This window comes from Bacteroides sp. HMSC067B03 (assembly GCF_001811315.1).
In the GTDB taxonomy this organism is placed as follows: Bacteria; Bacteroidota; Bacteroidia; order Bacteroidales; family Bacteroidaceae; genus Bacteroides; species Bacteroides faecis.
Genome location: NZ_KV804301.1, coordinates 81,979 through 93,743, shown reverse-complemented (window position 1 = coordinate 93,743; position 11,765 = coordinate 81,979). Strand labels below are relative to the sequence as shown.

Annotated in this window: 7 protein-coding genes; all 7 read left to right on the top strand. The window is 37.9% G+C overall.

Going from position 1 to position 11,765, the window contains the following annotated elements; translation table 11 throughout:
• Positions 1-2: 2 nt before the first annotated feature.
• The 7 genes from HMPREF2794_RS06075 to HMPREF2794_RS06045 all read left to right on the top strand — a co-directional run bounded on the left by HMPREF2794_RS06075 (position 3) and on the right by HMPREF2794_RS06045 (position 11,732).
• The gene (locus tag HMPREF2794_RS06075; protein ID WP_246839589.1) at positions 3-2,693 is read left to right on the top strand and encodes a SusC/RagA family TonB-linked outer membrane protein; all 2,691 of its coding nucleotides are present in this window, start codon (positions 3-5) and stop codon (positions 2,691-2,693) included.
• A gap of 8 nt (positions 2,694-2,701) precedes the next feature.
• Positions 2,702-4,285 (top strand): SusD/RagB family nutrient-binding outer membrane lipoprotein, encoded by a 1,584-nt coding sequence (locus HMPREF2794_RS06070; protein ID WP_008765827.1) that lies wholly within the window; start codon positions 2,702-2,704, stop codon positions 4,283-4,285.
• A gap of 26 nt (positions 4,286-4,311) precedes the next feature.
• A complete protein-coding gene (locus HMPREF2794_RS06065) occupies positions 4,312-5,334 on the top strand; it encodes an endo-beta-N-acetylglucosaminidase family protein (RefSeq protein WP_070751152.1) in 1,023 nt (340 codons plus the stop codon).
• 16 nt (positions 5,335-5,350) lie between these two features.
• Complete coding sequence (locus HMPREF2794_RS06060; RefSeq protein WP_230373431.1) at positions 5,351-6,565, top strand: BT_3987 domain-containing protein; 1,215 nt, start codon at positions 5,351-5,353, stop codon at positions 6,563-6,565.
• 16 nt (positions 6,566-6,581) lie between these two features.
• Entirely contained in the window at positions 6,582-7,931 is a 1,350-nt protein-coding gene (locus tag HMPREF2794_RS06055; protein ID WP_070751181.1) for a DUF4999 domain-containing protein, read from the top strand.
• 166 nt (positions 7,932-8,097) lie between these two features.
• The gene (locus HMPREF2794_RS06050) at positions 8,098-10,374 is read left to right on the top strand and encodes a DUF4838 domain-containing protein (protein ID WP_371489990.1); all 2,277 of its coding nucleotides are present in this window, start codon (positions 8,098-8,100) and stop codon (positions 10,372-10,374) included.
• A 26-nt stretch (positions 10,375-10,400) separates the two neighbouring features.
• Positions 10,401-11,732, top strand: a complete 1,332-nt coding sequence (locus tag HMPREF2794_RS06045) for an MFS transporter (protein ID WP_008765822.1) — start codon at positions 10,401-10,403, stop codon at positions 11,730-11,732.
• The last annotated feature ends 33 nt before the right edge of the window (positions 11,733-11,765 follow it).

The following is an 11,765-nucleotide window of genomic DNA, read 5'->3' as shown; positions in this document are numbered from 1 at the left end:
CGTTGAGTTATAATGTACAGCAAGTAAAGGGAGATGAATTGACTAATATAAAGGATGCTAACTTTATTAATGCTTTATCAGGAAAAGTAGCTGGCGTAACAATAAATGCTTCTTCAGCCGGTGCTGGGGCTGCGGCTCGTGTAGTTATGCGTGGTACAAAGTCTTTGGAGAAAAATGATAATGCACTTTATGTTATTGATGGTATTCCAATGTTTAATGTAAATTCAGGAGATAATGCTGGAGGTACGATGAACAAACAGCCAGGATCTAATAGCGTAGCTGATATTAATCCTGAAGATATTGAGAGCATGACAATTTTAACAGGACCTTCCGCTGCAGCCTTGTATGGTTCGGATGCTTCTAATGGAGTTATTCTTATCACTACTAAAAAAGGTACTGTAGGAAAAGTGCAAATTTCTTATAGTAATAGTACAAGTTTTTCATCTCCGATGATGATGCCGAAGTTTCAGAATATTTATGGTAATCGTGAAGGAGAGTTAGGCAGTTGGGGGAGCTTGATGGATACTCCTAGCAACTTTGATCCATCTGACTTCTTCAATACGGGAATGACGGAGATGAATGGTTTCACGTTGACCACTGGTACTGAACAAAATCAAACTTACGCATCTGTCTCTACTACAAACTCTACAGGTATCTTACCTAATAATGCTTATAACCGCTATAATTTCTCTATTCGTAATACCGCTAAATTCTGTGATAATAAGTTGAGTCTTGATTTGGGAGCTCAATATATTATTCAAAATAATAAGAATATGGTAGGTAGTGGACAATATTTTAATCCCTTGGTATCTCTTTATCTTTTTCCACGAGGTGAAAACTTTCAGGAAGTACAGATGTATGAACGCTATAGTGAGGCTCGAAACCTTATGGTACAATATTGGCCGGAATCTATATTTGGTACTGATTTGGATATGCAAAACCCATATTGGATTATGAATCGAATGCAGAATGAGCTTTCTAAACGTCGTTATATGTTTAATGCTAGTCTGAAATGGGATATAACAGATTGGGTGAATGTAACAGGGCGAGTACGTGTGGATAATTCAGATAGCGATAGTTATGAAAAGTATTATGCTAGTACACGAGGTACTTTTACAGAAAGTAGTTCTAAAGGTTATTATGGACATACTAAACAAAATGATCGGTCTGTTTATGCTGATGTAATGGCTAGCATAAATAAGAATTTCTTTGATGACAAACTTTCATTGAATGCAACTGTTGGTGCTTCTATTAATGATATTCAGGAAGATGCTATGTATCTAAAAGGAGGATTGGAGCAAATTCCTAATTTCTTCCATTATGGCAATATTAATGTCAATACTTCCAAGCGTAATGAATCAAAATGGCATGATCAAGTACAAAGTGTTTTTGCAAGTGCAGAATTAGGATGGAATCATCAATTGTATTTGACTGTCACTGGGCGTAATGACTGGGCATCTCAATTAGCTTTTACCAGCAAAGGTTCCTACTTTTATCCGTCTGTTGGTCTGTCATGGCTTGTTAGTGAATCTGTAAAGCTACCAAAAGCTATTTCTTATTTGAAAGTTCGTGGTTCGTGGGCGGAGGTCGCTTCTTCCCCTAATCGATACCTTACCCAAATGCAATATACTTATAATGAGCAAACAAATACATATGAATATCCTGCAAGTCATTATAATACTAATCTGAAACCAGAAAATACAAAATCATGGGAACTAGGCGTCAATGCTAAATTCCTTGGCAACCGTATTAATTTAGATATGACCTTCTATCGTTCTAATACCTTCAATCAGACATTCTATGTTGATGCATCGGCTTCATCTGGATATAAGAATAATATTGTGCAGACTGGTAATATTCAGAATCAGGGTATTGAGCTGGCTTTAGGATATTCTGATACATTTGATAAAGTGAAGGTATCTACAAATTTCACTTACACTCTTAATCAAAACAAGATCGTTAGTTTAGCGAATGGTGCCATCAATCCGGAAACCGGCGAAGCTATCGAAATGGAGTATTACTCAAAAGGAACATTGGGAACTAGTGGTGGTCCGACTTTAAGACTCTATGAAAACGGATCAATGGGAGATATTTATATCAATCAGCGTTTGCGTCAGTCTCCTAATGGATATATTTGGAAAGACCCCTCTAATGGAAGTTTGGCTATTGAAAATACGGAATACCGCAAGGTTGGCTCTATTCTTCCTAAATATTATTTGGGATGGAATGGTAGTGTTGCTTGGAAGGGATGGAATCTTGGATTTGCATTCACCGGGCGTTTTGGAGGATTAGTTGTATCGGATACACAAGCCATGATTGATAAATATGGTGTATCTGAAAGTTCTGCAGTTGCTCGTCAGGCAGGCGGTGTATGGGTTGGAGACAGTAAAGTGGATGCTGAGGAATATTATAGTAAAGTAACTACCGCTGTTGGTACTTATTATACATATAGTGCAACGAATATTCGCCTTTCTGAACTGAGCTTGAGCTACCAACTTCCTAAAACATGGTTCAAAAATCATGTAAATATGACACTGGGGCTTACAGGAAAGAATTTATGGATGATTTATTGTAAAGCACCTTATGATCCGGAAAGTACATCTTCTGTCACTAGTAATTTCTATCAGGGGGTTGACTATTTTCAACAACCTAGTTTGAGAAGTCTCGGATTTAATGTCAAACTAACATTCTAGTTTAGATTATGAAAAAGAATAAGATAATAAAGAAGTTTGCAAAACTGTCTGTGTATACTTTGTTAGTAGCACTAGGAACAGGTTGTACCGATAAATTTGAAGAGTATAATACAAATCCCTTTGGACCTAAACCTGACCAAATGCTGGGTGATAATGCAATCACCGGATCATTGATTAAAAGCATGATTCCTGCATTAGTACAAGGACAACAGAACAATTCACAGATGTTGGATCAGATGATTGGATCTGAATATGGTGGAGAAATTACTTGTATCGCCCAATGGGGTAATGGAGGTAATTATTATACTTACAATCCAAGAGTTGGGTGGTATGGAAATATGTTTGATACTACTATGCCACAGATTTATACCGGATATTTCCAGATACGTGATCTTTCTGATGGCAAAGGATTGGCTTATCAATGGGCACAGATTCTTCGTGTGGCAGCTTCACTTAAAATTAGTGATTGTTATGGACCGATTCCTTATTCTCAAATTACAGGAACTGCTTTTACTGTAGAATATGACAATATGGAGGATCTTTATAAACACATGTTTGATGATTTGGATGAAGCGATTTCCGCTTTTAAAGTAGCAGTGTTAGGTAATGAAGATATGAGTTCTTTATCAGAATACGATCTTGTATTTAATGGAGATTTTAACAAATGGGTGAAATTTGCCAATTCTTTAAAGCTTCGTATGGCAATGCGCATTTCTAGTGTTTCTCCAGCACTTGCCAAGGAGAAAGCAGAAGAAGCTGTTTCTGATGTAATTGGTGTGATGACATCTGCATCAGATGCTGCATATAGTAAATATAATGACGGTATGAATCCATATTATCGTGTTACTTCTTCATGGAATGAAATTCGTATCAGTGCTAATATCACTTCATATTTAAGCGGTTATAATGATCCTCGTTTGGCTAAATATGCATCAGAAGCAGATGCTTCTATCGGTGGAGGACAAATAGGAGTGCGAAATGGTATTTACCAAAGTGCTACAACTCAGGCAAATTATACAAAATTCTCCCGCCTGAATATTGGTATAGATGATGAATTGCTCATTATGTCTGCATCTGAAGCTTATTTTTTACGTGCAGAAGCTGCATTGATGTATAAATGGAATATGGGAGGAACTCCCAAAGAACTTTATGACACAGGAGTGACAGTGTCTATGGAAGAACGTAAAGCTACTATTGGCGATTATTTGAAAAGTGAAAAGGTTCCTGCTGCTTACAGTGATCCTTCGGATTCAGGTAAGGATATAGCAGCAGTGTCAACTGTAACTCCGAAATATAATGAATCAGCAAGTGTTACAGAGAATTTGGAGCGTATTTTGATTCAGAAGTGGATTGCCAATTTTCCGAATGGTTGGGAAACGTGGGCTGACATTCGTCGTACAGGTTATCCTAAACTATTTCCTATCGTGAATAATCTGAATACAGACGGAGTGACAGTACAACGTGGTATGCGTCGTTTGCCTTTCCCTCAGTCAGAATATAATACGAATAATGCAAATGTGAAAGCAGCTGTATCCATGTTGGGTGGTGCAGACAACTCTGCCACAGATCTTTGGTGGGCTAAGAAGAATTAAATCAGAACGTTAAAATAATTTTTATTATGAAAACGAGTAAATTGAAAAAAATAATATACGGAATAGGAATTTCTCTTTTTTTCTCGCAGGGATTCTTAAATACTGCATGTAGTGATTGGACCGACTTAGAGGCGAAAGATTATTATGAACCTCCTACGCAAGGTTATGAAAATAATTTGAAGGATTATTTTAACTCTCCACATAAAATTATGTTTGGCTGGTTTGGTAACTGGGCAGGTAAGGGAGGTTCTTCCATGCAATATGCTTTATGTGGATTACCGGACAGTACGGATTTTGTGAGTCTTTGGCTCTGTTGGGGAAATCTGACGGTTGAGCAACAGGCTGATTTAAAAGACTTTCAGGCTAAGGGTTCCAAAGCAGTGCTTTGTTGGCGCGCAGGGGATATTGGTGATAATCTCACACCGGGTGGTAACGATGATGCAGTGAAGGAAGCGTTTTGGGGCTTTGATCCTACAGATGAGCAATCTTGCATTGAGGCTGCTAAGAAATATGCACTTGCTATTGTAGATACATGTAACAAATATAATATCGATGGATTTGATTATGATATTGAGGATTGGGGGACTTTAATGAACTCCAGTATGCCATCAGTACCCAATGCGTTTATGAAGACTTTACGTGAGGAGTTTGATAAGACGGGGAAAATGTTGGTTGCTGATATCCCTGGTGGTGCAGGTTGGTTGAGCTTTTATGAAGTGCTTTCAGAGGAAACAGTTCTAAGCCTTGATTATATAGCTTGGCAGACCTATGAACTAGGACATTCTGGATTGGATTCTTTCTTTGAAGCTGTACGTAGAAGTCACCCTAATGTCTTTAAAGAAGCTATGGGGAAATCTATTGTGACTGCAACTTTTGAAAGAGCAGTGGATAAGCATTACTTTACCGAGCAACAGAGCTATCATCCGGCTTGTGGAATAGAACATGCAGGTATGGGGGCTTATCATATTGAGTATGATTATCCTGGAAATCCTGATTATCCCACAGTGCGTGCAGCTATTGCTGCACAGAATCCTCCTATTAATAACTAAAAGAAAGGGTTAAACAATGAAGAGAATATCTTTACTTAAAATAATGGCATTTGGGGTACTGGCACTGGTCCATACTGCATGTGAAAATGCTAAGTATGATGTTATAGATAATTTAGTCTATATAAATGAAGCGTCTACATCCAAAACTAAAGAATTGACATTGACAGAGGGTACGACGCGTACTTCGTTAACTGTACGTTTGGTGAATATTATTAATCAAACAATAAAAGCCAATTTATTTATTGACGAATCTGTATTAGATGCTTATAATAAGAAGAATGAAACTAATTATAAAATGCCTCCTAAAGAATATATATCATTTCCTGAATCAGTAACGATTGAAGCAGGTTCTGTAAGTGCAGATCCTGTGAATGTTGATATTAAAAGTTTTGAAGCTGAAGGCGGTGCTCAATATGCAATTCCCATCAGTATTAAGAATGTGGAAGGAAGTATTGAGAAGTCGGAATCCTCTTCCAGTTTTTTATTGGTTCTTGTGAAGCCTTTGAAACAAGCTGTTCCTAAATTAACATGGTATAATGGTATGCATGCAGCCCCGGAAGGAGCTTGGGGGTTAGCTTTGCCAAATTATACATTGGAATGGTGGAGTAAAGTCACCTCTAAATCAGGGAACGGTGGATATACTAAGAATAATCAGGCTATAATAAACTCAGGAGGTTCAGGGACAGAACTATATATACGGTTTGGTGACTTAATCTATTCCGAGAATGGTAGCTATAAAAATAATTTCCTACAAGTAAAAACGATGGGGTCTCAATTTGATACAGGTGATCCAACTAAGGGAAAAGGTTTAGAAGCACAAAAATGGTATCATTTTGCAGTGAGTTATGATGCAGCATCCGGTACTACTTTATTGTACCAAAATGGTACTGTAGTTGCCTCATTATCTTCTTCAATAGGACAACCGATGAATATTGATCAATTTCAGATGATTTCTTCAGGAGAAGAATATTTTCCGGATTTCTGTGAAATGTGTCAGGTTCGTTTTTGGAAAGTTACACGCACAGTTAATCAGATAAAGAAATCTATGTATACCGAAGTTGACTATACAGACAAGAATTTGTTGTTGTATCTGCCAATGAATGAAGGTGAAGGAGCTACAATACTACACGATGTAACCGGTAATGGTCATGATGTGGAAATTGGCAATTCTAACCTAGGTAACGAAAACCGTCAAAAGGTGACATGGGAAACATATTCATTTGCTCAATAATTTAAAACAGTATGATATGAAAGCATTATTTAAATATATATTATATAGTACATTTTTTGCTATGTCATTGCCATTAGTCACAGCATGTGACGATGACGAAGCAACAGATCCGTATGATATCAATTATGTCTATATTTATAAACCAAGTGAAACAAATGCTACTTTAGAGTATAAAGGAGACGGAACTTTTTTGAAAGAAATCGCCACCGAACATATTTTGTCTCCTGTCAGGTGTACTAAACCTGCACCACAAGATTTGACCATCCAATTAGCTATTGACAGGTCATTGGTAGATGCATACAACAGTGAATATGGAACGAGCTATGTAGCTTTACAAAATGCAGAACTGGAAAATGCAACTTTGTATATAAAACAAGGGGAATATATCTCTGCAGATACTTTAAAAGTGCATTATACTAATATGGAAGAATTTAAGAACGGATCGGAAAATTATATTCTCCCGATTGCTATAACTTCTATTAATGGAACAGGAGTATCAGCGAGTGAAAGTAATAGTAAGATATTCTTGACATTTGAATCGACTTACAAACCAAATCATGTCACACTGACTTCAAGTAAAGAATATCTGTTAGAGTATCAGTATAGTCAAGGATTTACAAATTTAAGCAGTGAATGGAAGCTTGACGGTATCTTAAAATCGGCATGGGCCGCAGATGGTGACACCAAAGTTACTCTTGCTATTAATCCGGCATTAGTTGGAACGTATAATGCATTGCATGGCACAGATTATTCTTTACTGACTAGTGCAAGTTTGAAGCAATCGACAATAATGATTAAACAAGGAAAAACAACTCCGGAAGAGAGTGTTGCCTTGAGTTTTTCGGATGATATGGCTTCTGTGCAGCTGGGTACTAACTATGTTATTCCAGTGACAATCACGAATGTTGATGGAGTAGGAGCAGATATAGGCGAGAATAAAGTTATATATATTGTTTATAAAACAGCACTTGTCGGATTTTTATCTAGTGTAGACAAACCGGTAGGTTCTGTAATAAATGACCATTCGGGTTGGAGTTTTACTTTGAATGGACAATCTAGCGACTTGTATGATTATGTTCCGGATGGCAGCATACTTGATATCGATTTGGGAAAACAAGAGAATATAAAAACTATTGCTTTACATTTCTATGAATGGTTTTATTCTTCGGAAAGTGCAAGTATAGCGATAAGTAATGATGGAGAGAAATATGAGGATCTTGGTGTAGCTTCAGGATTTGCAAATAAGACAAGTTACATTCTTCTTCTTGTGGCTAAACAAGCGCAATATATAAGAGTAACTTTCCATGGAGCTCTTTATTATTCTCCTTATATTAATACTGTAGGTATTTATACTGAAACTGAATAAAAAATGGCCCAAGTTTATTACTGAATGAGCTTGGGCTATTTGCTGTTTATATCATGTTGTGATCAGTTCTAAGTTTTCTTTGTTAATAAAACTTAGAACTGATTTTTTTCTTGAGTATCTTATATTTTTGGATTGTATTATCTAAAAACTAATTAAAGGAAATGCTATGAGAATCATTCGCCGTATTATTTTTCAGCTGCTTTGTTTGTTGGGAGCATGTTGTTATATTCCTGCAACAGCACAAGTCGTTTTAGTTGATAATGGAAAAACTAAATCCAGGATTATTCTATCAGAAAATGACCAGATTAATCAAATATCAGCAAATTTATTTCAATTGTTCCTTCAGAGAATTTCAGGTTGTACATTTCCCATTGTAAAAGGACAGAATGCAAAAAAAGGAGATATTATAATCAGTAGCAAAACCCCAGCTGGAGTGACAGAAGACGGTTTCAGCCTATCTACGAAAGATGGAATCTTACGTATTTCAGGCAGTGGGAATGGGGCAGTCTACGGAGTTGTAACTTTACTTGAACAATATCTTGGAGTGGATTATTGGGGAGAAAACGAATACTCTTTTAACCCTGCGAAGACAGTCGAACTGCCGCTTATCGATAAAATAGATAATCCGGCTTTTCGTTACCGCCAGACACAATGTTATGCTATTCGTACAGACTCCATATATAAATGGTGGAACAGGCTGGAAGAGCCAAATGAAGTGTTTGCTGCCGGTTATTGGGTGCATACTTTTGATAAGTTGCTTCCTGCTTCCGTATATGGAAAAGACCATCCGGAATATTATTCTTATTTTAAAGGCAAACGCCATCCGGGGAAAGCGAGCCAATGGTGTCTGAGTAACCCGAAAGTTTTTGAAATCGTGGCTCAGCGGATTGATTCTATTTTTAAGGCAAATCCGGATAAGCATATTATGTCTGTGAGTCAGAATGATGGTAATTACACTAATTGTACATGTGATGCCTGTAAAGCAATAGATGATTATGAAGGAGCACTTTCTGGAAGTATCATTACTTTTTTGAATAAACTGGCTGCCCGTTTTCCTGATAAGGAATTTTCCACGCTTGCCTATCTGTATACGATGAATCCTCCGAAACATGTGAAGCCATTGCCGAATGTGAATATCATGCTTTGTGATATAGATTGTGACCGTGAAGTGACTTTGACGGAAAATGCCTCAGGTAAAGAGTTTGTGAAAGCAATGGAAGGCTGGTCTGCCATCACTAATAATATTTTCGTGTGGGATTATGGTATTAATTTTGATAATTATCTGGCTCCGTTCCCTAATTTTCATATCTTGCAGGATAATATTCGTCTGTTCAAAAAGAATCATGCCACTATGCATTTCTCACAGATTGCAGGAAGCAGGGGAGGAGACTTCGCTGAGTTACGTGCCTATTTGGTATCTAAGTTAATGTGGAACCCCGAAGCGAATGTTGATTCTTTGATGCAGCATTTCCTACATGGATACTATGGAGAGGCTGCGCCATACCTTTATCGGTATATCAAGGTGATGGAGGGAGCGTTGATAGGCAGCGGACAAAGATTGTGGATTTATGATTCTCCTGTTTCCCATAAATACGGAATGCTGAAACCACAACTGATGCGACGTTATAATCAACTGTTTGATGATGCAGAGAAAGCGGTGGCTGAAGATAATAAATTCCTGAAGCGTGTGCAGCGTGCCCGCTTGCCCATTCAGTATTCGGAATTGGAAATTGCCCGTACTGAGACTGGTACAGATATGAATGAGATCAGTCCGAAATTGGCACTTTTTGAAGAACGGGTGAAAGAATTTAATGTACCGACATTGAATGAACGTTCCAATTCTCCTGTGGAATATTGCCAGTTGTATCGGGAGAGATATATGCCCCGTGCAGAAAAAAGCGTTGCGATAGGAGCAAAGGTTACTTATCTTATTCCTCCTACCGGTAAATATGCAGAGATCGGAAAAACGGCATTAGTGGATGGATTATTCGGAGGATCTACTTTCGTTGAAAGCTGGGTTGGCTGGGAAGGAACAGACGGTGCTTTTGTTATAGATTTGGGTAAAGAGAAAGAAATACATAGTATAGAGACGGATTTCCTGCATCAAATCGGAGCCTGGATTCTTTTCCCTCTGAAGGTGGTTTATTCCTATTCTGAAGATGGAGAGAATTATGCACATTGGGGAACACATGATATGCCGGAAAACCGTTCGGGGAAAGTGGAGTTCCGCGGAGTGAAGACTGAATCGGAAATGCCAGTGCATGCCCGTTATGTGAAAGTTGAGGTCACCGGTACGAAAGAATGTCCCGAATGGCATTATGGTGTAGGGCATCCTTCGTGGTTCTTTATCGACGAAGTAACAATAAAATTAAAAAAAGTAGGGGCAAGCGTTAGTAGTTTGCCCTTCTTAGTTGTATTATATATAGATGGGTCAGAAAAATGACCCTTTCATCTATATACTATTGAACTATGCAACAGAATAAAACTGCTTCTCAAGGAAAAACTATCAACCCGATTTATTGGGTACCTACCGCTTATTTTGCAATGGGACTTCCCTTTATTGCCATCAATTTGGTTTCCGTATTCATGTTTAAGGATTTGGGTATTTCTGATACTCAGATAACGTTTTGGACTTCTCTTATCATGATGCCCTGGACACTCAAATTCTTATGGAGCCCTTTTCTTGAAATGTATCGGACCAAAAAGTTTTTTGTACTGGTAACCGAACTGTTGAGTGGTATATTGTTTGGAGTAGTAGCTTTTTCGTTATTCTTTGATTATTTCTTTGCTATCAGTATTTCCACTATGGCGGTGATTGCGTTCAGTGGAGCCACACATGATATTGCTTGCGATGGTGTATATATGGCAGAACTGAATAAAGAGGATCAGGCTAAATATATTGGAGTGCAGGGGGCTTTCTATAATGTGGCAAAATTGGTTGCTAATGGTGGATTAGTTGCTTTGGCAGGTATGCTGGCCGAACATTTCGGGGCAATAGAAGGAGCTTCGATAGATGCCAATAAGGGTGCATATTCATCTGCATGGATGATTATTTTTGCCGTAATTGCTGCAGTAATGGTATTGCTCGGTCTTTATCATATAAAGATGTTGCCTTCTACACAAGTTCCTGCTACCGGAAAAAAAACTACTTCAGAAATCATGCAGGATTTGGTAAATGTGATTGGGAACTTTTTTACTAAAAAACATATAGTATATTATATCTTCTTCATTATTCTCTACCGATTGGCGGAAGGATTTATAATGAAGGTTGCTCCTTTGTTTCTGCGTGCCTCCAGAGAGGTCGGAGGTCTGGGGCTGTCATTGACAGAAATCGGAACATTGAATGGCGTCTTTGGTTCTGCCGCCTTTGTTATCGGTTCATTGCTGGGTGGAATATTTGTTGCCAGATATGGATTGAAGAAAACTTTATTCATGCTTTGTTGCGTGTTCAACCTTCCTTTCCTTGCTTATACTTTCCTTGCTGTAGTCCAGCCGACCAGTCTTTATCTGATCGGAACATGTATCACAATGGAGTATTTCGGCTATGGTTTCGGATTTGTCGGACTGACCTTGTTCATGATGCAGCAGATTGCTCCTGGCAAACATCAGATGTCACATTATGCATTTGCTTCGGGAATCATGAATCTGGGAGTTATGCTTCCGGGAATGATCAGCGGCTATTTTAGTGATTTACTGGGATACCGTAGTTTCTTTATCTATGTACTGATCGCAACAATTCCTGCTTTTTTGATGACCTATTTTATACCTTTTACGTATGATGATTCAAAAAAGAAAAAATAAATTGCTATTTTTGAGTGATAATAGATAACTAAT

What these genes read in the sequence shown, in the direction of transcription:
- HMPREF2794_RS06065 (WP_070751152.1), top strand. Translation starts at nt 4,312, where the DNA reads ATGAAAACGAGTAAATTGAAAAAAATAATATACGGAATAGGAATTTCT.
- HMPREF2794_RS06055 (WP_070751181.1), top strand. Translation starts at nt 6,582, where the DNA reads ATGAAAGCATTATTTAAATATATATTATATAGTACATTTTTTGCTATG.
- HMPREF2794_RS06045 (WP_008765822.1), top strand. Translation starts at nt 10,401, where the DNA reads ATGCAACAGAATAAAACTGCTTCTCAAGGAAAAACTATCAACCCGATT.
- HMPREF2794_RS06060 (WP_230373431.1), top strand. Translation starts at nt 5,351, where the DNA reads ATGAAGAGAATATCTTTACTTAAAATAATGGCATTTGGGGTACTGGCA.
- HMPREF2794_RS06050 (WP_371489990.1), top strand. Translation starts at nt 8,098, where the DNA reads ATGAGAATCATTCGCCGTATTATTTTTCAGCTGCTTTGTTTGTTGGGA.
- HMPREF2794_RS06070 (WP_008765827.1), top strand. Translation starts at nt 2,702, where the DNA reads ATGAAAAAGAATAAGATAATAAAGAAGTTTGCAAAACTGTCTGTGTAT.